21 protein-coding genes are annotated in these 22,059 nt (G+C 58.3%); 11 read left to right on the forward strand and 10 right to left on the reverse strand.

All coding sequences use genetic code 11. The features are described 5' to 3' along the window. The first annotated feature begins 212 nt into the window (after positions 1-212). The 9 genes from WBR25_RS10155 to WBR25_RS10195 all read left to right on the forward strand — a co-directional run bounded on the left by WBR25_RS10155 (position 213) and on the right by WBR25_RS10195 (position 6,286). Positions 213-1,937: a phage/plasmid replication protein, II/X family gene (locus WBR25_RS10155; RefSeq protein ID WP_479749795.1), complete on the forward strand. Its 1,725-nt coding sequence runs from the start codon at positions 213-215 to the stop codon at positions 1,935-1,937. A gap of 53 nt (positions 1,938-1,990) precedes the next feature. After that, a complete protein-coding gene (locus WBR25_RS10160; RefSeq protein ID WP_429187532.1) occupies positions 1,991-2,332 on the forward strand; it encodes a DNA-binding protein in 342 nt (113 codons plus the stop codon). A 2-nt stretch (positions 2,333-2,334) separates the two neighbouring features. Then, entirely contained in the window at positions 2,335-2,589 is a 255-nt protein-coding gene (locus WBR25_RS10165; protein ID WP_330124251.1) for a hypothetical protein, read from the forward strand. Beyond that, entirely contained in the window at positions 2,589-2,873 is a 285-nt protein-coding gene (locus tag WBR25_RS10170; RefSeq protein WP_479749796.1) for a hypothetical protein, read from the forward strand. The genes WBR25_RS10165 and WBR25_RS10170 overlap by 1 nt, the downstream gene beginning before the upstream one ends. A gap of 129 nt (positions 2,874-3,002) precedes the next feature. Continuing rightward, positions 3,003-3,167 (forward strand): major capsid protein, encoded by a 165-nt coding sequence (locus WBR25_RS10175; protein WP_479749797.1) that lies wholly within the window; start codon positions 3,003-3,005, stop codon positions 3,165-3,167. 105 nt (positions 3,168-3,272) lie between these two features. Beyond that, positions 3,273-4,394 carry a hypothetical protein gene (locus tag WBR25_RS10180; RefSeq protein ID WP_479749798.1) on the forward strand — a complete coding sequence of 374 codons (1,122 nt, stop codon included), beginning with the start codon at positions 3,273-3,275 and terminating at the stop codon, positions 4,392-4,394. Position 4,395: 1 nt separating this feature from the next. Continuing rightward, positions 4,396-4,662: a DUF2523 family protein gene (locus WBR25_RS10185; RefSeq protein ID WP_479749800.1), complete on the forward strand. Its 267-nt coding sequence runs from the start codon at positions 4,396-4,398 to the stop codon at positions 4,660-4,662. 30 nt (positions 4,663-4,692) lie between these two features. Then, the gene (locus WBR25_RS10190; protein WP_479749802.1) at positions 4,693-5,607 is read left to right on the forward strand and encodes a zonular occludens toxin domain-containing protein; all 915 of its coding nucleotides are present in this window, start codon (positions 4,693-4,695) and stop codon (positions 5,605-5,607) included. Positions 5,608-5,995: 388 nt separating this feature from the next. Then, positions 5,996-6,286, forward strand: coding sequence for a hypothetical protein (locus tag WBR25_RS10195; protein ID WP_236380603.1), 291 nt, complete (start codon positions 5,996-5,998; stop codon positions 6,284-6,286). A gap of 28 nt (positions 6,287-6,314) precedes the next feature. On the opposite strand, the gene WBR25_RS10200 is transcribed toward WBR25_RS10195, so the two are convergent. After that, complete coding sequence (locus tag WBR25_RS10200) at positions 6,315-6,746, reverse strand: hypothetical protein (RefSeq protein ID WP_236380604.1); 432 nt, start codon at positions 6,744-6,746, stop codon at positions 6,315-6,317. A gap of 140 nt (positions 6,747-6,886) precedes the next feature. Here WBR25_RS10200 and WBR25_RS10205 point away from each other — a divergent pair, with 140 nt between their 5' ends. Both WBR25_RS10205 and fabA read left to right on the forward strand, forming a co-directional pair. Further along, positions 6,887-8,863: a Lon protease family protein gene (locus tag WBR25_RS10205; protein WP_106843382.1), complete on the forward strand. Its 1,977-nt coding sequence runs from the start codon at positions 6,887-6,889 to the stop codon at positions 8,861-8,863. Positions 8,864-8,940: 77 nt separating this feature from the next. Further along, positions 8,941-9,501, forward strand: coding sequence for a 3-hydroxyacyl-[acyl-carrier-protein] dehydratase FabA (gene fabA / locus WBR25_RS10210; RefSeq protein WP_005336586.1), 561 nt, complete (start codon positions 8,941-8,943; stop codon positions 9,499-9,501). An 84-nt stretch (positions 9,502-9,585) separates the two neighbouring features. Here fabA and rmf read toward each other — a convergent pair whose 3' ends face one another. The 9 genes from rmf to WBR25_RS10255 form a co-directional block, all read right to left on the reverse strand. Next, entirely contained in the window at positions 9,586-9,765 is a 180-nt protein-coding gene (gene rmf / locus WBR25_RS10215; protein ID WP_005315693.1) for a ribosome modulation factor, read from the reverse strand. Positions 9,766-9,923: 158 nt separating this feature from the next. Then, positions 9,924-11,837, reverse strand: coding sequence for an ATP-binding cassette ATPase Uup (uup, locus tag WBR25_RS10220; RefSeq protein WP_021230103.1), 1,914 nt, complete (start codon positions 11,835-11,837; stop codon positions 9,924-9,926). A 73-nt stretch (positions 11,838-11,910) separates the two neighbouring features. Beyond that, positions 11,911-12,141 (reverse strand): glutaredoxin family protein, encoded by a 231-nt coding sequence (locus tag WBR25_RS10225; protein ID WP_362771602.1) that lies wholly within the window; start codon positions 12,139-12,141, stop codon positions 11,911-11,913. Beyond that, positions 12,141-14,336, reverse strand: coding sequence for a bifunctional 23S rRNA (guanine(2069)-N(7))-methyltransferase RlmK/23S rRNA (guanine(2445)-N(2))-methyltransferase RlmL (rlmKL, locus tag WBR25_RS10230; protein WP_479749806.1), 2,196 nt, complete (start codon positions 14,334-14,336; stop codon positions 12,141-12,143). Before rlmKL ends, WBR25_RS10225 begins: the two co-directional genes overlap by 1 nt. Before the next feature lie 139 nt (positions 14,337-14,475). After that, positions 14,476-14,601 (reverse strand): type B 50S ribosomal protein L36, encoded by a 126-nt coding sequence (ykgO, locus tag WBR25_RS10235; protein ID WP_005336596.1) that lies wholly within the window; start codon positions 14,599-14,601, stop codon positions 14,476-14,478. After that, positions 14,602-14,865 (reverse strand): type B 50S ribosomal protein L31, encoded by a 264-nt coding sequence (locus WBR25_RS10240; RefSeq protein WP_005336598.1) that lies wholly within the window; start codon positions 14,863-14,865, stop codon positions 14,602-14,604. Between the two features lie 380 nt (positions 14,866-15,245). Beyond that, a complete protein-coding gene (locus WBR25_RS10245) occupies positions 15,246-15,782 on the reverse strand; it encodes a cell division protein ZapC (RefSeq protein ID WP_421348442.1) in 537 nt (178 codons plus the stop codon). Positions 15,783-15,872: 90 nt separating this feature from the next. Continuing rightward, positions 15,873-16,883, reverse strand: coding sequence for a quinone-dependent dihydroorotate dehydrogenase (gene pyrD, locus WBR25_RS10250; RefSeq protein ID WP_139741222.1), 1,011 nt, complete (start codon positions 16,881-16,883; stop codon positions 15,873-15,875). A gap of 77 nt (positions 16,884-16,960) precedes the next feature. Next, a complete protein-coding gene (locus tag WBR25_RS10255; RefSeq protein ID WP_429106695.1) occupies positions 16,961-21,799 on the reverse strand; it encodes an NAD-glutamate dehydrogenase in 4,839 nt (1,612 codons plus the stop codon). Between the last annotated feature and the right edge of the window lie 260 nt (positions 21,800-22,059).

Genomic DNA, 22,059 nt, shown 5'->3' on the forward strand with positions numbered 1-22,059 from the left:
TTGTGTTCCGTCTGACCCTGTGGCAGGATGATCGAGTCCCGTGATTTTATGCGGGGCGGTCAGTTCGAGACACGTTCGTGTCTCAATCAAATCCTTCGGGATATGATGCCTTCGGGCAGTGCACCCTCCGGGGTAATGAAAAAAATTATGTTTTGGTCCGGCCTTGGCGCCGAGGCCGGATTTTTTTTCACTGCATTGTCTCGGATAGGCGCATGGATTCGGTATCACAGAAAACCCCTCTCAGTACTGCCATCGAAACGGCGCTCTCGTCGTTCGTGGTATTCAACGATTTCGTTGAGCTGCGATTCCCGTTCGTTTTCGACCCACGCTGCTGTGTGGGCGCCTCCGATGCGGTCGAATCCGACGGCATCGTCAGCCTCGCCACCGAAAAAACTTTTGACGTCGATCTGAAAAAATTGGCCTCGTTGGTGCCTGACCTGCGCCTGTGTGCAGAGGTCACGTTCCAGCCCGACGGGTCAGTGATCACGGACGAACTGAAAACCCCATTCGAATCCATCGAGTCCCATCTCGGGTCGATGGCGATAAAAATTTATCCTCGTGGTAATGCTCGGTTGGGACTGGATCCCTACGTCTCCGCGAAAATCAATCCGACCAAAATTTCCTACGGTTTCAACGCGTTCAGCGACATCCACACACTCGGTCAAGCCCTCCCGATCGCGATGAGCGCGTTTGTCCGTGGCTGCCCGGACCTCGCCGCCCTGGTCGATGTGGCTGGGTGTCAGGTCATGCGGGTCGACTCGACCTCTGGCGTGCATTGCGCCACCGCGGCTGACGTCAGCGCCCTGCTGAAACGCATCAGTCACGTGCAGATAGGTCACGTCCACGCCGCCGGGTCTATGGGCATCTACGCCGAGCGTGAGCAGAAGCTCCTCGCCAAATCCGGCGACACGGTGTACGTCAACCCGAACTCCGAGCACCAGCGCGGGGCTACCTACCCCAAGGGCCCCGAGGCCCGCGAGGAGGAAAAACGCCTGACTCAGGAGCTCCGTCGCGACCCCGGTAACGCTGCCCTCGAAGCTCGGGTCGAGGCCCTATCCGACCCAGAATATCAGGCGTACTGCGAAAAGCTGCTGCGCCTCGAGGCCCGGACCATGCGCCGCGGGCTGGTCGGTCAGCTCGCACGCCTGGGTATCACCGACTGGGGCGGCACCGCCGTCGACCTCATCCGGTGCGAGCGCCAGCTCGCTGAGACCGGAACGAATTTTGTACACAGCCTCTGGGCACACGTGTGGCGCCCGGTCCTAACAGCACTCTGGGGAGACCCGTCTATGTCGCTCGCAAATGAGACTGAACTCGAGCAGAAAATTACCACCTATTACGAGGAAAATGCCGTTGGGCGTGCCCGCAGCATGGGCACGCGCCGCGCCCTGACCCACCTGCGGGCGATCATCGATCGCGGCTGGACAGCCGCCAAATTGTCGCCTCCTGCATCTCAGGCGACCTGGTACAGGACGATCGGCGAGCTCGTCGACGCAGGGATCTCGCTGGCCGCTCTCCAGTCCTGTGACGGGACCGCTGAGAGCCGCCTCGCTGCCGGTGTCGTGGTCTCTCTCCGGTCGGTGCTCGAGGTGCAGGCAGTCAACTCCGCGCCTAGCTGGTTCAAACCGGCCGATCTGTCCCGCTGGCTGGACGATCAGGATTTCATGTCCGTACCGCACCGTCACCGCCGCGCCGTGGGCGACGGTCTGGTCGACTGCATCGGCTCCGACGATGGCCTCTGTGGTCCGGTCGATACGCGCCCTGATACCGATGCCGAAATTTTTGCATTCCTCGACCGCTCGGCCGGTCACGGCCTGAGCTCCCACGCTGGGCTGTTCCCGCCCGAAGTCGACTGGGATCTGATCGTCGTCCAGTCGGATGTGGCCGATCTCCGTGTTCCCGCCGTACCCCGCCATCCGCAGCTACGGCTGGTGTGAGGGGGTTTTATGGCACCAATTTTAGTAACTGTTACCAAAAAGGGTTGATTCAGATGAACGACAAAACCGCTCCGTCAGTAGGCGCATCAGGCCTCTATCTCGTCGGTGAAATCGCCGGGGTAAAAACCGACTCATTCCGCAACGGCGATAGCCAGATCATCAGACACACCGCTGGCGTTCGGGTGACCACCGTCGACGCCTATGGCGGTGAGATCAGTGAGCTGGTCGAGGTCAGGCTGCCGCAGGCCGCCGTCGATGCAGGTCTGCCGCGCCAGCTCGATGGGCTGCGTGGCCAGGTGCTCTCCCTGCCTGTCTGGGTGCAGAGCTACACGGGAAAACGCGGGGCAGGGTACGCGTTGATGCTGGACTCTAAACAGCAAATTTTGGGGATCTAGGTATGGCTATGGCGACTGTCACCGGCGTGCTGGCCGGCGTTAAACAGGCTCGGGATTTTTCTGTTGTCGTGCGTACAGCAGAGGGCGACGTCGATGTGATCATCCCACCGCTAGCACTGCAACTCCTGCCCGATCCCGCAGCGCATTTTGAACGGCTGGTCGGGGAAAAAATGGGATTTTGCGTCGTGCCGGGGCACGAGATCGATGGGGCCCGCGTGCTGGACACACAGTACCGGGATCCCGAGGCGCAGAGCTGATGGCCGCCATCGTCACTGACAGCCTCGGTCTGGTCCTGCACGCGGTGCTGACCCACGTCGATCGCATCGAGCGCAGTGCCACCGATGCGGATCCCGCCAACCTGCTGATCCTGGAGGCCGAGGCCGATTTGTTCGTGGTGCTCTGCCCCGCAGGTTTTGTCGGTTCCGCTCAGGAGCAGCATCTGCTGGGCCTCGTCGGCACTCTCGTGGCACTGCCGGTCGTCTCGTCGCCAGCGGGGCTAATGCTGGCGGATTATCGTCTCAAAATGGCGGGCTCGGCATGAGCGCGTTAGAGATCCTGCTCAGTCTCACACCTGAGCAGGGTGTAGAACTGGCGGCCTCCGTGGCCGCTCTCTGGGGAACGGCCTGGGTGGTCCGGGTCGTAACTAAAATACTGAAATAGAGGGATTTTTATGGAAGGTACAGCAGATATCGGTGCACAACTCGTAACCGCCGCCACCTCGGCAATGTCGGGCGGGACTGGTGCCGTGGTGGACGTGGGCGCGATCGTTTTGGGGATCACGGCCGCCGTGAAATTGCTCCACATCGTGCGCAGCGCGATGGGCGGGAGAGGCTAAGGCACGAGGCCCCGAAAGGGGCCTTTTTTATTGGTAACCGTTACCGAAATTGAGAGGGATTTTTGTCATGGGATTGTTTGTCTTTTTCGCATTCGCGGGGGCATTATGGATCGTTTTCCGCTGAAACTCGGGGCCGCGCTGGTTGCCCTGGCACTGACAGCACCAGCCAATGCGGCGCTGAACGTGCCGTTCGTCGATGGGCGGACCGGTACGATCGAGACGCTGAATCGGGTCGTCGATGGCCGCGCCAGTGCCCTGGTGCGCTGGACCGATAGGCTCGGGAACGTGCGCCGATCTGCCGTCGCGCTCAGACCCATCGCTGCCCAGGGCGGCGCATTGGCCACGCGGATCCTCGGCGGGCGGCTGGTCGCCAGCGCGTCGATCGCCCTGTTGCTGGCCGAGGCGATGCGGGGCTCCCTGACCCAGCTCTGGCCCGAGGTGCAGGTCGAAAATGGCGTGGCCATCCGCCCCAGCACGATGCCCGCCTGGCAGCTGTGCGAGTCAAACCTGGTCTCTGTCGCCGACGCAGGCGGGGCAAAACACAACTCCTACGCATACCTCCCCTGCTACGCCTGGGGCAGCGCGCCGACTCGGCTGGTGCTACGTCTCCCCCCGGCGTATCCCTGGAACCCCGACCCGACCTGGCTCAACGAGTACGGGGTCGGCAGTGACACCCAGCGCGACGTCTGGTACGTCGAGGCCAGCAACCCGGCTGTTTCTGTCCGTGGGATGCGCGAGATCATCCGCCCTCAACCTGAAAAACAGCTCGAGATGCCTGCCGTTAGCACCCCGCTGACCCCCGCCGAGCTGACCCAGGGGCTAATGACACCCGAGGTGATCGGCCCGCTCGCACTGAACGATGTGCTCCCCGCCGAGCTCTGGGAGCCGCTGCGGGTCGAGGATCTCGAGCAGGATCCCGAGACCACCCAGCCGGGGGAGGGCGAGACCGAGCTCCCACCCGATGCCAGCATGGACGATGTCGACCGAAGCGTTATTGATGTCCGGGCATGGTTCACCCCTGACAGCTGGGGCTGGTTGCCGCGCAGCTGCTCGCTGCCTGGACCAGTCACTCCGATCGACCGCTGGCCTGAGTGGCGCATCGATTTTTCCCAATACGAGCGCGATTTTTGCCCATTAATCGGCACCTATGTGGTGCCAGCATCAGACCTCACGGCGATCCTGATCTTTTTGTCCATCGTGCTTCGTGTGCGTACAGGAGGGGCCTGATATGTGGGCTGCGTTAACCAGTACGGTGATCGGTAGCATCCTCGCCCGTGCGCTGTTAGCGCTGGGTGTGGGGATCGTATCGATGATCGGATTCTCGGAGCTGCTGACTCTGGCCATGACCCGGATACAGGGGCTGTTCGGCGGCATCCCTGCCGATCTGTTGGCGCTGATGGGGTACATGCACGCTGATGTCCCCATTTCCGCATGGTTTGCCGGTCAAGCAGCGGCGCTGACCCTAAGTGCCGCAACTCGGTTCCTCCCCAAATAATGGTAACAGTGACCAAAAAGAGATAACGGAATGATCACGCTCATCACCGGCACGCCTGGCGCCGGAAAAACACTCCGCTGTGTGGAGCTCCTCGCCGAGCTGCGTAACGACGACGATCCGAAAACCCGCTCGAGACTGATTTTTTCGAACGTCAACGATTTGGCTCCCGAAATCGGCGCCGTGGCAGAGTTCGACCCGCTGCGCTGGATGGACCTGCCCGAGGGCAGCCTGATCGTCGTGGATGAGTGCCAGGATTTTTGGCCCTCCAGACCGAGCGGGTCCAAACGCCCCGAGAGCGTCGCAGCGCTCAACACGCACCGTCACAAAGGGATCGATCTAATTCTCCTGACTCAGCACCCTGGGTTGGTTGACCAGGATATCCGGGCTCTGGTGGGGCGCCATCTGCACGCGTATCGCCCTCGGGCACAGGAGCACTCGGTTTGGTATGAATGGAGTTACTGCGAAACGGCCTGCCAGCCGAGACTCAAACCAATCCCTGAAAAGAGAAAATTCAATAAAACCATCTTTTCACTGTATAAAAGCACAGTAGAGAACACGCACAAACCGCAGTCGTGGTGGCCGATCATCAAAAAAACCCTTTTACCTCTGGGTGCCATAGTCGGCGGCGTGGCCATGATGATCGTCTCGTTCTCTGGGGTGGCAGCCAAAAAGGGCCCCGCATCAGACGTCGCCCAGGTGGAGGCGGGGCAGGGGACCGAACTCGAACTGCCGCTCTACCAGGAACCCTCCGGTGCAGTGCCGACCCTGGCTCCAGCGGCACCCGCTGCACCCGCGTTGCCGGTGCTGGCGTACCACGGCTGGCAGCGATACGCTGGAAAAACTGATCTGCTGCTCTGTCAGGAGGGGGCTGACGGGCGCTGTGAGGTCTCGCTGACCTGGGGCGATGTGCGGCACTGGAGAGAGGAGGGGGGCATATCGTTGTGATGGGCGGTCCGAATGGTCCGGACCTCTGGAAGATCACCGATCGGTCGTTATGGGTGGATGCGCTGGAGCAGGGGGTCCAGCTCGCCAGGCGCTGATGCCAACACCCCGGGCGCCGCAGGCGCCCCTAGGGCCAGACGGATGGCCGACGGGCGCTCGCGCACGGCGGGCAGGCGGCGGGCCCATAAACGCCTGAATTTCGGTCACTGTGGCGATAAATAGCTGGCAGCCGATTTCCCGCTCTGCGCTGATGCCGATAAATGGGGTTATCGGCATTGTTTGTAAAGAGTCGGTGATAATTGACCTTCAACATCTGCTTTTTGACCTTCAAAACCTCTGTTTTGACCTTCAACATGTCTCACAGAGTAGACCCACACCAGAGGAGATAATAATGGGAGAGAAATCACCTTTTCGGGTCGCAACCCGCGAGGAGCTGCTGGCCAAAGGATATGTGCTGAGCCTGTCTGAGCTGAACCTGCCGGCATCGCCAGAACTGGACCAGATCATCAGCGTCCTGCAAGCGCAGCGCGGTCCTGTGGCGATGGCGATCTGGTTCCAGTCAGCGAATGGCTGGCTAGGCAGCGCCCGGCCTGTGGATGTGGTGCGGCGCATCAGTCCAGGGGAAATGTCCGACGTTCTACATGCCGCACGCCGCGAGGTCGCGCCCGTAGAGCACGGCTAATCGAGTCATCCAACCCGGTGAGCAATGTTTAGAGCTGGCCGATGGCACCAGCGTTCACCGACAGGCCACGGGCGCGGGCCTCCCGCAGGCAGCGCTGCCAAAAGTGCCTGCCACTGGGCGCGGCCCATTGCACCTGGTAACGACTGGATAGCCAACAAATCGCCTCCAGCGGCAGATGGGCAAAATCCTGTCGATGGGTGTACCAAAACGCCCGCCAGTCGTTGATAACTGCCACACGGTCGACCACCCGCCAGCGGCAGACCCACAACGGGGTGTCCCGATGAACCAGCGCCAACGCACCGGCCAACGGGAACACGTCAAACCACAACAACTGGTGGTCATCGGGCACCGCGATATCCAACTGCCGAAACCGGTGATGCCGCAGTTGTGCCAACAGGTCGACACCGGCGGTTAACACATCCAGCGAGAGTCGATCCTGTGGGCGACGGCTGTGTTTCATCGAGAAAACCTCCAAAACGTACAAACCCATCACTGCGCATAATGTATATTATGTTAAATCGTATATCTTGTTTCCTGTCACCACTTATTGAACTGTGTATAATGGCAACAATTGATCCTATCTTCGACCGGATGTCTTAAGTGGCTGAATTAACATCAGAACAATTAAAACCCGCTTTTGCGATTGAACAGTTCCCCACGCTCAGCGAGCTTGAACCTATCCCCTTTGCTGCGCTGCAACCCAGAGCCATTTCCGGCATCAAACGTCTTGCCAGTTTTGATGGTGACTGTCCAGTTATGCTGCTCAACGGATTCCCCGGCGCAGATTACGAAGGCGTTTGCCAAACGTTGATTGCCGACTCCCATGGCAAGGATGGTGACCTGTTTGATCTCTGCTACACCGAGAATCTGAACAACCCCTACAAGCCTATCTGGCTGCGCCTGCAACCGGGCACCGGCGTCGAGTTTTGCGAAATGGTTGGCGAGCTGCTCAAGCTGTTGAGCCACCATCTCGATGCCGAACGCATCGTGACCCGCATCATGCGCAAGCAGAACAATGATCCGAAAATCGATGATTTCCTCTCCGATCTGGCGGCTCACGTGGCATTGGGTCTGGAGTTCCAGCACCCCATTCTGATCAACCTGCTGATCCACCACGAAGCGCAGGAAGCGCCGGTGATTTATGGCCGTGATCTCAACTGGGATACCCTGTTTGGCTCCATCAATTACCAGACAGAGCAAGGCTCTGTCTATGCCAACCAGCACCTGTTGGAGCCTGGCTTGCTACGCGAAGCCAACGGCGGCTACCTCATTTTGCAACTGGACGAGCTGCTGGATCAGCCGCACCTCTGGTTCAAACTGAAAAATGCCATGCAAAAAGGCGAGCTGGACTGGAACGCCTATCAGGAAGGGAAAACTCTGACCCCCTTCTTCGCGCCTGAAGCAACCCCCATCAAGCTCAAGCTGATCCTGGTGGGTGACCGACTGGACGTGGCCGAGTTCCAGATGCTGGATCGGGATATGTCCGAGCGCATCTTCCTGCGCGCGGATCTGGTGTCAGAGGTGAATATTGAAGAGGATCTGCAGGAATTTCTGCAGTACCTGGCTTGGCTGCGCCAGCGTTGGAGCCTGCTGGACTTCACGCCAGCCGCCCTCGCCGCCCTTTGTCGTCATGCCAGCCGCCTCTGTGACCATCAGGAGTGGCTGTCGCTCTCCGAAGTGCAACTCTCCGCCATCATGCGGATGGCTGACAGTCTGGCCCGGGAGCTGGAATCTGATGTGGTCACCGACGAGCATATTCGCGGCGCACTGGAAGAGCAGGATTACCGCCTCAACTATCTGGTTGAGCAGTCCGATCAGGGGGTTATCGACGGCCAGATCCTGCTGCAAACCGATGGCGAAGAGATTGGCCAGATCAACGGCCTGTCTGTCATTCAGGTCTCCGGTCACCCCTATGACTTCGGTGAACCGGTGCGCCTCACCGCGACCGTACACCTTGGTGATGGCGATGTGGCGGATATCGAGCGCAAAGCGGAGCTGGCTGGTCATATCCACGCCAAAGCGATGATGATTATCCACGGCTATCTCTCCAACAAATTTGGTGCAGAGAACCCCTCCCCCCTGTCGGCGAATCTGGTGTTCGAGCAGTCTTACCACGAAATTGATGGTGACAGTGCCTCCCTGACCGGCTTGTGTGCCCTGCTCTCTGCCCTCGCCCGCCAGCCTATCTATCAGCACTTCGCCGTGACCGGTGCGGTCGATCAGTTTGGCAATGTGCAGGCCGTTGGTGGCGTCAACGAGAAGATTGAAGGCTTCTTCCGGGTGTGCAAAATCCACGGCATCACCGGCAAGCAAGGGATCATTTTGCCGGGCACCAACATTCAGCAATTGAACCTCTCTGACGAGGTGATTGCAGCGGTTGAAGCGGGCCAGTTCCACATCCACCCGGTGGATCATGTGGAAGAGGCCATCGAGTTGCTCACTGGCTGTGTCGCCGGTGAGCCTGATATGCCCGATACCCTGTTTGGCCGTATTCAGGAGCGGTTGGACGAGTTGAACGGCTCCACTGCCAAAGTCGGACTGCTGCAATCCCTGCTGGGGCGCCTGTTTGGCCGCTGATGAAGTGATCGGAGTTGTTTAGCGAACAACTGTAAGCTAAATTGGCCCGGCTTTGACCCATTTGAAGGAAATACCGCGTGACCGTAGACAATACCACCATGGAAGCCCGCCTTTCCCTGTGCGAACAGGGCAAGAACTCTTTTACCCGTGAAGAGCTGCTGGCTTGCAGCCGTGGCGAACTGTTTGGTGAGGGTAACAGTCAGCTGCCTGCCCCCAACATGTTGATGATGGACCGCATCGTCAAGATCAATGACAACGGCGGCGAACACGGCAAGGGCGAGATCCTGGCTGAGCTCGACATTACTCCGGATCTCTGGTTCTTCGATTGCCACTTCCCGGGTGATCCTGTGATGCCTGGCTGTCTCGGTCTGGACGCCATGTGGCAGCTGGTTGGCTTCTTCCTTGGCTGGAAAGGTGGCCCCGGCAAGGGTCGTGCTCTGGGCGTAGGTGAAGTGAAATTCACCGGCCAGATCCTGCCGACAGCCAAGAAAGTGACCTACAAGATCACCTTCAAGCGTGTCATCAACCGCAAGCTGGTGATGGGGATTGCTGATGGCGTGGTCGAAGTCGACGGCCGTCCGATCTACAGCGCCACCGACCTGAAAGTGGGCCTGTTCAAAGATACCACCGCATTCTGATCTCTCTGATTGGTGGTAAAACAGCATTAACGCAAAGGGGCCACAACGGCCCCTTTCCTTTTGTAATGAGTGATGAAGTACCTGCTACTTCATGAAGAGGCCTGAGCCCCGCCCTTCCATGGCGTCACGCCAACCACCAAGCCAATGCCCTCGGGCATCCAGGCATTGATACGGACACGCTTCTTTCTGTTTGCCGACCACGCCAGCCTGATAACCACGAGCACGAGCTCTTTCCAGACGGTCCCGCTTCTGTCTCTTCATCATCTACGACCCTCTTCGTGGAACAAAAAAAGCGACCAATTCTGCATCGGTCGCTTTCATCTTTACTCCTGCGAACGCACTCGGTCAAACAAAAACTTCCACCCTAACCGGGCTATGTGACACAAGGCACTGAACTGGATTAAGTTTTAATTACAGGGAACTTACTCCTGATTTTTGAGTCCTTCCAGCTCTTCCCAGCGAGCAAATGCCTGCTCCAGCGCGGCTTCAGCGGCATTGAGCGCATCCAGTTTCGGCTGGGTTTTATCTGCCGGCAGCGAGAAGAACCCGGGCTGGTTGATCTCGCTTTGCAGCGTATCCAGCTCGGCTTCCAGCTGCTCAAGACGAGCAGGCAACCCTTCCAGTTCAAGCTGCAGCTTGTAGGAGAGCTTCTTGCTTTTCTTCGGCGCTTCTGGCGCGGCGGCAACGACCGGCTCGGGCGCCTTGACCGTTGCACTCTTGGCCTGTTGTTGAGCGTTCTGCTGTTCGCGGGTCGCCATCATGTCGGCGTAACCACCCACGTAATCGCTGATGCGGCCATCCCCTTCAAACAGCCAGCAGCCGGTCACTGTGTTGTCGATGAAGCGACGATCGTGACTCACCAGCAGCAGGGTGCCGGGGTAGTCGGAAAGCAGCTCTTCCAGCAGCTCCAGGGTTTCCACATCCAGATCGTTGGTCGGTTCATCGAGGATCAGCAGGTTGCTCGGCTTGAGGAACAGCTTGGCCAGCAGCAGCCGGTTCTTCTCGCCACCGGAGAGCGCCTTGACCGGCGTACGGGCCCGCTTGGGCTCGAACAGGAAGTCCTGCAGGTAACCGAGGATATGACGGGAGCGGCCACGCACCATCACCTCCTGCTTGCCTTCCCCGACGTTGTCCACCACCGTCTGCTCGGGATCAAGCTGCTCGCGGTACTGATCGAAGTAGGCCACCTCCAGATTGGTGCCCCCCTTGACGGTGCCACGGGTTGGCTCAAGCTGACCCAGCAACAGCTTGATCAGGGTCGATTTACCGCAGCCATTGGGGCCGACCAGCGCAATCTTGTCGCCACGCAGCACTTGCAGATCGAGCCCCTTGAACAGGGTGCGATCGCCAAAGTCCAGCCCCAGCCCCTCAGTCTCGAACACCAGTTTGCCGGAGCGATTGACTTCATCCAGTTGCAACTTGGCCTTGCCCTGCAGCTCGCGGCGCTGGGAACGCTCCATCCGCATCGCCTCAAGTGCGCGCACCCGACCTTCGTTACGGGTACGGCGAGCCTTGATACCCTGACGCACCCACACCTCTTCCTGGGCCAGTTTGCGGTCGAACTCGGCATTTTTCAGCTCTTCGACCCTCAGCCACTCCTCTTTCCCCTGAAGATACTCGTCGTAGTTGCCCGGCCAGGAGGTGATGGCGCCGCGATCGAGATCGATGATCCGGGTGGCCAGCTTGTGGATGAACTCCCGATCGTGAGAGATAAAGACGATGGCGCCGCGAAAATCCTTGAGGAAATCTTCCAGCCAGTTGATGGCTTCAATATCCAGGTGGTTGGTCGGCTCATCGAGCAGCAACAAGTCGGGATCGCAAGCCAGCGCACGGGCCAGCGCCACTTTGCGCAGCCAGCCACCGGAGAGGCTATCGAGGGTCACGTCAGGATCCAGCCCCAGCAGGGTCAACACCTGACTGATACGGGTCTCGAACTGCCAGCCGTTCTGATAGTCGAGCTGCTCTTGTAACTCGCTCATCTTGCGAATGTTGGCGTCTGACGGATCATGCGCCAGTTCCATGGAGATGTGGTGGTACTGCTTGAGCAGTTCCCCCACCCCCGCCAGCCCTTCGGCGGCATAGTCAAACACCGTCAGCTCGCTGGAAGCAGGCGGATCCTGCTCAAGGCGGGTCACTTTCAAATCTTGTTGCAGCACCAGACGCCCGTCGTCCAGCGGCAATTCGCTGGCAATGACCTTCATCAGGGTGGACTTGCCCGCCCCGTTGCGGCCAACCAGACAGAGGCGCTCGCCCCGCTCGATGGTCAATTCGGCATTGTCGAGCAGCGGGAAATCACTGAACGACAGACATGCGCCGTGCAATGTTAAAAGAGCCATGTGTGTTCCTTATTTCATATGAAAAAAACGGGCAGCAGACTGGGTCTGCCCCCGTTTTATCGTCAAATCACTCTCACCCCTGACGGGCGGCCCAGCTTTTTAGCTCGGCCAGTGTGAAGGGCCAACCGAGCTCGCGGCCTGCTTCGTCACGCAGCACCGGAATGCGCACCCGAAAGGCGGCAAGCCACTGCTCATCATCCATGATGTCGCACTGGCGGGTGGCGGCGGCAAGACCTGCCTCCTCCACCAGCGCCCAGGCCTGCTCGCACAGGTGACAACCGTCGGTATGAAACAGGGTCAGCATCACGCCTCGCCTTGCTCCGGCGCATGGGTGATGATCCAGCAGTTGTGGATGTGCTGGTTGCGCTCGAAATCCTTCGGCCGCGTCTTCTGGGTGATGTTTTGGGCCTTGAGACCAGTGGCCTCGAGACCGGCCAGATCCATCTTGAAGTGACGCTTGTTGTTGGAGAAGACCAGAGTGCCGTCCGCCGCCAGCAGGCGCTTCAGGTGCTGCATCAGCAGCAGGTGATCGCGCTGTACGTCGAAGCTCTCGTCCATCCGCTTGGAGTTGGAGAAGGTGGGCGGATCGATGAAGATGAGGTCGTACTGCTCATCGGCTTCAGACAACCACTTCAGGCAATCTGCCTGCACAAACTTGTGCTGACGGCCCACCAGCGAGTTGAGACGCATGTTGTCCTGCGCCCAGTTCAGGTAGGTGTGAGACATGTCGACTGTGGTGGTCTCGCTGGCACCGCCAAGACCTGCGTGCACGGTGGCACTACCGGTGTAGGCAAACAGGTTCAGGAAGCGCTTGCCCTTGGCCATCTGACCCAGCATGCGGCGAGTCTGACGATGGTCGAGGAACAGGCCGGTATCCAGATAGTCGTAGAGGTTGACCCACAGCCGGGCGCCGTACTCCTGCACTTCCATCCGGTGCAGCTCTTCGGAGAGCTTCTGATACTGCTGTTTACCTTCCTGACGCTCGCGCACCTTCAGGATCACCTTCTCGCCGTCCATGCCGGTTACCTTGATGGCGGCCTGAACCATGTCGAGCAGACGCTGACGGGTCTTCTGGGCGGGGATGTCTTTGGGCGCGGCATACTCCTGCACCACCAGATAGTCCTGATAGCGGTCGATGGCGGCGTTGTATTCCGGCAAGTCGGCATCATAGAGGCGATAGCAATCGATGCCCTCTTTGTTGGCCCACTTCTCGAGGGTTTTCAGATTCTTGCGCAGACGGTTGGCAAAGTCCTGCGCGACCTCTTTTTGGGAAGCCACGGAGTCCAGTGCGATCTGGTAGTTACGCAGCTGACACTCGAGGGCGCCGTTGAACAGGCGATATTGCTTGTCAGCGCGCAGGCGCAGACAGCTAAGCAGCTCGGGCGATGCGGAAAGAATGGAGACTTTCCAACCCTGGAAGCTGCGACGCAGGGCATCGCCGAGGGCCTGGTGCACTTCCAGCAGCGCCGGGAATTCGCCAAGACGCTCGCCATAAGGTGGGTTGGAGATCAGCATACCAACTTGGCGAGCCTCCCCTTGACCTTCTTCCCCTTCAACAGGGGCAGGCATCGGCAGCGGGTTTTCCAGCTTGGTGACGTCGGCCTGCTTGAAGGTGATGAGGTGGGCCACACCGGCCGCTTTGGCGTTGTCACGGGCTTTGAGCAGCACACGCTGGTCGGCATCACAACCAAACAGTTTTACTTCGCAACGCTGCATGCCACGTTTGGCGCGCACTTGCGCTTCCATCATCAGGCTTTGCCACAGCTCGCTATCGTGCTGCAGCCAGCGATCGAAACCGAAGCGCTCGCGGCGCAGCGCCGGCGCCATGTCGGCGGCGATAAAGGCCGCTTCAATCAGCAAGGTACCGGAACCGCACATGGGGTCCATCATAGGCTCACCGGCCCAGCCGCTACGGGCAATCATGGCGCAGGCCAAGTTCTCTTTGAGCGGAGCTTCACCTGTGCCCTGACGATAGAAACGCTGGTGCAGCGCCGGGCCTGACAAGTCCAGCGTGATATTGGCCTTGCCCTTGCCCAGGTGCGCCATGATGCGAATATCCGGCGACTTCTTGTCCACGTCCGGACGCACGTGCCCGCGCTTGGTGAAGCGGTCGACGATGGCATCCTTGATCTTCAGCGCGCCATATTGGGTATTGCGAATGGCAGGGTTGGTACCGGTAAAGTCCACCGCGATGGTAGATGTACCGGAGAAGTGCTCTTCCCAGGGAATGGTGTGGGCGCCCAGATAGAGATCCAGATCGTCGTTCATCTGGAATTCGGAGAGCACCAGCACGATGCGGGAGGCAAAACGGCTCCACAGGCAGGCCTTATAGCCAATCGCCAGTTCGCCTTTGAAATGGACGCCAGCCACGGTCTCACGGACCTGTTCTGCGCCAAGATTGGTCAGCTCGTCGGCCAACAGGTTTTCCAGCCCCTTGGGGCAGGTTGCAAAAAATTCTTTCATCACGCTCACGGGGAACCCATAAAAATAGTGCCGCATTATACCTCATCAGGCGGGCTGGAGCATGCAAAAGTCGGCGCAAACAGCAGGATGGAAACAGATTGATAGGTGGCGAAAAGGTAAAAGGCCCCATGACTACCCGATGGCGAGATCATGGGGCCAGACATCATTTAGCGGATCACTTCATACGAGCCTTGAAACGGGGATTGCTTTTGCAAATCACGAACAATTTGCCCCGACGGCGCACCAACTGACAATCGGGATGACGCGCCCGTGCGGATTTGAGTGAACAGACGACCTGCATTCAGGACTCCTTCTTGCTTGAAAATGCGCCAAAGCGCTTGTTGAAACGGGCCACACTCCCCTCACTCGATACCTGCTTCTGCTTGCCGGTATAGAACGAGTGCGACTGGCTGGAAACATCGAGCGATACGTAGGGATACTCCTTCCCGTCTTGCCACGTGTAGCGGCGATCGCTCTTGATGGTTGAACCGACCAGGAAAAAGGCATCTGCCGCCGTGTCATGGAACAGCACCAAACGATAATCCGGATGAATATGAGGCTTCATGGCAACTCCATTTTGTTATGTTATAACAAAATGTAAGTGAGAATAGCTCTCGTTTCAAGCATAAAATGTCGTATGAAGAAAATCGCTGCAGTGAGTGATGTGTTGATAGCTAGGTGGAGGCACTACGCAAGCAGAACGAAACAAGAGGAAGGCACCATGCTTGCAGCACGGAAGACCAAGACACTGCGTGGGTCAGAACACAAGGTGCAAGTGACTGTAACAAGCCTCAAGAGAGGCTGGATCACAACCATGAAGATCGATGAGAATGGGCAAGATGTTCGCGGATAAATGAAGTATCAGAAACGAGGCGCGATTGAGGTGACCACAGTAAAAACAGACAGCGGTGTAATCACAGAGATAAAAAGATTGATGAAAATATATCAACTGACCTGACGATATTGCTCGGTCACGGTAATACGCTGTTTCATCCGGTTATTCATCACCTTGATCACCCCGAAACGCGGCAAGGTTTTACTGGTGGTCAATACCAGATCGGCTGTGAGGTTCAAACAGACGCTGGCCTGCTCCCCTGCCTCAATGACCATAAATTCGCCGTTGCCATGAGGTGTATTCATCAGGACCAGGTCACCGTTTTGCGGGATCACTTGCGGATGCTGTTCACTAAAAAACCAGCTTTGCGGCATCAGAGGTTTATAAAAGCGACTGACAGCGATGGCATTAAGCACCAGTTGCACCTGATGGGGAATACTCCACTCAAGTTCGGCTGCTTTATCCATCAACTGATAATAGAGGGCGGCATCATCGACGCAAAAAGGCTGGGTTGCAAATGAGCTGGGCACCAATTGTCGCCCTTTATACTCGGTCGCAAATAACATGTTATCAGACAGGTCCAACATCAGACGGTCATTCTGGGCATCATAGTGCCATTGCCAGCTATCGGTCGGTTGGATAAACATGTTGGAGCCCTTACTTGATAATTACCAGTTGACTTTATTCCATATGCAGGAAATCAGCAACGTCAAATAAAGGGCTCCGCCATCTATTTCTTAAATATTGGTCACAATCTCTTTGACCAACCCCGGTCCTTTATAAATAAAGCCGCTATAAATTTGTACCAGACTGGCACCGGCGGCCAATTTTTCACGGGCGGCCATGGCACTATCAATACCACCCACCCCGATAATTGGCAGAGCACCATTGAGCGCCTTGGCCAGATGACGGATCACCTCGGTACTCTTGTGCTGCAGCGGACGCCCACTCAGGCCACCCGCTTCACCGGCGTGGGGCATGTCATAAATCATCTCGCGCTCGAGGGTGGTATTGGTGGCGATAACCCCATCAATACCATTACGCACCAGCGACGCGGCCACCTGATCTATTTCTTCAAGGCTTAAATCCGGGGCAATTTTAACCGCCAGCGGCACATACTTTTTATATTGGGCGGCCAGCTCTTGCTGGCGCAGCTTGAGGGCGGCCAGCAATTCATCCAGCGCCTCGCCATATTGCAGCGAACGCAACCCCGGGGTGTTGGGGGAAGAGATATTGACGGCAATATAACCGGCGTGATCATAAACCTTGTCCATGCAGATCAGGTAATCATCCTTGCCCTGTTCGATGGGAGTATCTTTGTTCTTGCCGATATTAATGCCGATGACTCCTTGATATTTGGCCTCTTTTACCTTGGCGACCAGATGATCAACCCCCTTGTTGTTGAATCCCATCCGGTTGATGATCCCCTCTGCCGGAATAACCCGGAACAGGCGCGGCTTGTCATTGCCGCTTTGGGGTCTGGGGGTGACGGTACCAACTTCGATAAAACCAAATCCCATGGCGCCCAGCGCGTCAATGCACTCACCATCTTTATCCAGACCGGCCGCCAATCCCACCGGATTGGCAAAAGAAAGCCCCATGACAGTGACGGGGCGTTTCGGCAAATTCTGGCGGAAGAAACAATCGAGTGGCGTACCGAGAAGGCGGGGCAAATATTTCATGGAGAGATCGTGAGCCTGTTCCGGATTGAGTTTGAACAGGAAATGCCTGGCGATGGGGTACAACATCTTTGCTCCTTAAAGAAAGCCCCGGCAACTGGCCGGGGCTTTGGGTGTAATGTCGGTGTCATGCCTTAATCTGGCAATTAAAGTGCCCGACAATTCAACTGGAGCAGGTTCAACTCTCGCAAGGCCACCGAGAACTTGGCGAACTCGTGAGTACTGGTGGTCTTGAAGTCGGCCAACATGTGGGTCCAACGGGACAAGAGTTGCTCATGCTCCGAAATCCAGTCGGCCAGTATGGTAGCGCATTCTCCCTGATCTTTGCACCCTTCCAGTACCACAGAAGTGAGACTGCGTTGCTGCCAGTCAAGATCTTCGCGGAAGGAAGCTCGCGCCATCGCCTGCCAGTGGTTGCCGACCGGCTGATGGTTGATCTGGTCGAGGAACCAGTGCAGATCCAGTTTGGCTCCGAGGCGATAGTAGACATTGGCGGCGCGCAGGATATCGGTCTTGTGCTCCGCGGCAATCTGCGCCAGGTCCAGGCTGGAGAAGAGGCTGCTCATATGGGCGACCTGACGGGCAATGGCCTCAGGCACCTGTTTCTCCATCCACTTGGCAACAGCCTGACGATGCTCGGCCACTTCGCTCTCATCCATCACCTCGTAGAGGTGCTTACCTAAGGTTTCGAACGCCGGACGGAAGAAAGCGATATTCTCGCTGATGCTCCAGCTGCGATTGCGGGCGCGCAGGAACCAGCGGGTGGCACGGCGCACAATGCGGCGGCTGTAGAACATCAGCTCGAGCTGAGTCTGGGCATCCACCAGGTTGTCGCACCCTTCGATATCGCGCCACAGCTGGTTCATGCCAAACACTTCGCGGGCCATGGCGAAGCAGCAGGCCACTTCCGCCACCGAGGCACCGGTCTCGTCCTTCATCCGGCTGGCGAAGTTGAGCCCCATGTCATTGACCAACATGTTGGCCACCCGGGTAGCGATGATCTCGCCGCGTAGCGGGTGGTCGGCCAGCTGTGCACCAAACTGCAGCTGTACTTTGGCCGGGAAGCTGGTGACCAACATGTTGGCGAGGAAGGGCTCGTCGGTCACTTCCGGGCAGTTGAGCTGCTCTTTCAGTACCATCTTGCCGTAGGCCACCAGCACCGCCAGTTCGGGGCGGGTCAGCCCCTGCCCTGCCGCCATCCGTTCGGAGAGCTCCTCGTCAGAGGGCAGGAACTCCAGCGCACGATCGAGCTTGCCTTCCCGCTCCAGCCCCTGAATAAAGCGCTGTTGCTCTTTCAGTTGTTCAGAGCCGCGGAAGCTGGTGACCGAGATGGACTGGGACTGGCGATAGGCGTTGGTGATCACGATCTGCGCCACGTCGTCGGTCATCTCGTAAAGCATCTGGTTACGTTGCTTGAGGGTCAGATCCCCTGCCGCCACCAACTGGTTCAGCAGGATCTTGATGTTCACCTCATTGTCGGAGCAATCCACCCCCCCCACGTTGTCGGTAAAATCGGTATTGATGCGACCGCCCTGACTGGCGTACTCCACCCGACCGAGCTGGGTAAAGCCGAGGTTGCCTCCCTCGCCCACGATACGGGCCCGCAGATCGCGACCATTGACTCGCAGTGCGTCGTTGCTGCGATCGCCCACTTCCCCATCGCTCTCGCGAGCGCTCTTCACATAGGTGCCGATGCCGCCGTTCCACAGCAGGTCGACATTGAGGCAAAGCAGTGCCTTGATCAGCTCGTTCGGCGCCATGCTGGCCTTGTCGGTGCCGAGCAGGGTCTGCATCTCGAGGCTCAGCTTGATGGACTTGGCCGAGCGCAAGAAGATGCCGCCCCCTTGTGATATCAGCTCGCGGTTGTAGTCATCCCAGCTGGAACCCGGCAGATCGAACAGGCGCTGGCGTTCGACAAAACTCTTGGCAGCATCCGGAGTGGGGTCGACGAAGATGTGCATGTGGTTGAACGCGCCCACCAGCCGGGTGTGCTCGGAGAGCAGCATGCCGTTGCCGAACACGTCCCCCGCCATGTCGCCGATCCCGACGCAGGTAAAATCGGTGGTCTGGCAGTTGACGCCAATTTCACGAAAATGCCGTTTGACCGACTCCCAGGCGCCGCGGGCGGTGATACCCATCTTCTTGTGGTCGTAACCGACCGAGCCGCCGGAGGCGAACGCATCGCCGAGCCAGTGGCCGTATTCGAGGCTTATTTCGTTGGCGATGTCGGAGAAGGTCGCCGTGCCCTTGTCGGCGGCGACCACCAGGTAGTAGTCATCCTCATCGTGGCGCACCACGGATTTGGGCGGGATCACCTCGCCGCCGATGATGTTGTCGGTCACATCGAGCAGGCCACGAATAAACAGGCGATAACAGGCCTTACCCTCCTCCTGGATGACGGCACGGGGCGCCCCCACCGGCATCTGTTTGCAGTAGAAACCGCCCTTGGCCCCCACCGGCACGATGACGGTGTTCTTCACCTGCTGGGCTTTCACCAGACCCAGCACTTCGGTGCGGAAGTCCTCTTTGCGATCGGACCAGCGCAGGCCGCCACGGGCAACCTTGCCCCAGCGCAGATGCACCCCTTCCACTCGTGGTGAATAGACGAAGATCTCGAACTTGGGCAGCGGCAGCGGCATATCGGTGATGCTGGACGGCGCCAGTTTGAAGGAGATGTAGGGCTTGATGTTGCCCGCCTTGTCCAGCTGGTAGTAGTTGGTGCGCAGGGTAGCGTCGATCATCTCCACATAGCGGCGAATGATGCGATCGTCATCCAGGTTGGCCACCTGATCCAGCTTGGCGGCAAGCTCCTCGTGCAGCTTGGCCTGTACCTTGGCGTCCTGCTTGCCGGCAGGATCCAGACGATGTTCGAACAGAGCAAACAGCAACTGGGCGATGTCGGGGTAGCGGGTCAGGGTCTCTTCGATATAGGACTGGCTGAAGGAGACGCCAGTCTGGCGCATGTATTTGGCATAGGCGCGCAGCACCGACACCTGACGGCCGGTGAGACCCGCCCCCAGCACCAGCCGGTTGAAGCCGTCATCTTCCAGCTGCTTGTTCCAGATGGCAGCAAAAGCCTGCTGGAAGCGCTGTTGGCTCTGGGCCAGATCAAAGGGCTGCTCGCCGTGCAGCAGCATGGAGAAGTCGAGGATCCAGAACAGATCGCCCCCTGGAGTGCGAACCTGATACGGTGTTTCGCCGATCACCCGCAGCCCCATGTTCTCCAGCATCGGCAGCACGTCTGAGAGGTGAATGGGCTCGGTGCGATGGAACAGCTTGAGCCGTACCCGACGGTCGTTCTCCTCCTCCTGCGCGCGGTAGAACAGCATGCCGAGTGGCTCGGCTTCGCTCAGGTTATCGAGCGCCATGATGTCGGCCACGGCAGAGCCAGGCAGCACATCTTCCTTGTAAGCGCGGGGGAAGGCGGTACTGAAACGGCGGCGCAGCTCATTACCACGGGCCTCGCCATAATGGGAAAGCAGCACGGAGTCGAGTCTGTCGTCCCAGCTACGGGCCGCTTCAATCAGGTTGTTCTGTACTTCGTTCACATCCACATCCACGTTGTTGTTGTTGACCCGCACTATGTAGTGGGTCCGCGCCAGCACGCCTTCGGTGAAGTAGACGTTGAACTCCACCTCTTCGTTGCTGCCAAAATACTTCTGCAAAATTTGCTGGGTCTTGATCCGCAGCGCCGTGTTGTAGCGCTCCTTGGTGACATAGACCATGCAGGAGAAGAAGCGACCATAGACATCGCGGCGCACGAACAGCCGCAGCATGTCCCGCTCCTGCATCTCCAGCACCCCAAGACCGGTGGCCAACAGCTCCTCTTCGCGGGCCTGGATCAGCTCATCGCGCGGGTAGGTTTCCAATACGTTCAGCAGCGCCTTGTAGGCGTGGGATCCCTTCTCGTGACCGGAGGCAGCCATGATGCGTTCGAGACGATGGCTGATGAGCGGGATCTGGGTCGCGCTGGTGTTGTAGATGGAAGAGGCATAGAGACCGATGAAGCGATCTTCCCCGATCACCTTGCCATGCTCGTCGAAGCGCTTGATGCCGATGTAATCCACATAAGCCGGACGGTGCACCCGGGACTTGCTGTTGGATTTGGTGAGGATCAGCAGGTCAGAACTCAGGGCGGCGTGACGGGCGCTGGCTGGCATGTTGCCAAGGCGCTGACCCACCTCCTTGATGGAGTTTTTCATCAACCCCAGGCTGGAGCTCGCCTGCGGCAGGATCTCGTGATCCCCCTCCACCGCCTTGACGTCGTAACGGCGATACCCCATCAGGGTGAAGTTGTGGGCAGCCACCCATTTAAGGAAAGCAACGCAGGAGGCCACCTCCTCCTTGCTGACCGGGTGCTTGCGCTTGGGCAGTTCGTCGATGATCTCATTGAGCTTGGCCAGCATGGGCTGCCAGTCGCCGACTGCCAGCGCCACTTCACCGGCCACGGAGTTGAGCTCGGTAGCCAGCGCGGCCATCTGCTCCTCGCTGGTGAGGTGATCGATCTCGATAAGGAATGCCGTTTCAACCGAGGTCTGCCCGTCGGTGTTGTCGAGTTCCAGAATGGCGTCAATCTTGCCATCCGCACTACGAATGAGGTGCAGCGGTTGGTGCAGCATCATGTGGGCGGTGATATTGAGTCGCTTGAGCGCCATCCGGATGGAGTCCACCAGGAAGGGGGAGTCCTGCAGGATCACCTCGACGATGGTATGGGGCGATTGCCAGCCGTGACGGGTCAGCTCGGGATTGTAGACCCGGATGTAGGGATCGGTACCGCTGCGCTGATTGAGGGCATTCCACAGGCTCAGGGCCGCGCCATAGAGATCGCTGTCATTGCGATCGTGCAGGTCGGAGCTCGCCATGTTGCCGTAAAACTTGGCAACGAAGCGCTCGACCAGAGAGGCACTGTTTTTGGGCAACTTCTGATGGATCAGGCTGAGAACGTTTTCGAGCAGAACTGAGGTAGGGGCGTCTTTCAATGCCATTTTTATATTCCTTATCGGACGACATTAACCACCGACGCAGAGGCAACCACCCTGGTTACCCGCTGGTGCAGAGTTGTTGCGAAGTGTAATGGCTTGGCTAAGGGAAGGCGAGGAAAGGTGCTAACGAGATGTTAAAAACAAGGTGCAGATCACGGCTTAAACTGTGAGAAATTTTGCAAATAACCAAAAATACAGAAATTCCCACTACCTTTGTGCCAATTTACCGGATAGATAGTGACGCAAAGCAGATAAACAGTCGG

Source organism: Aeromonas sp. MTB (assembly GCF_056632455.1).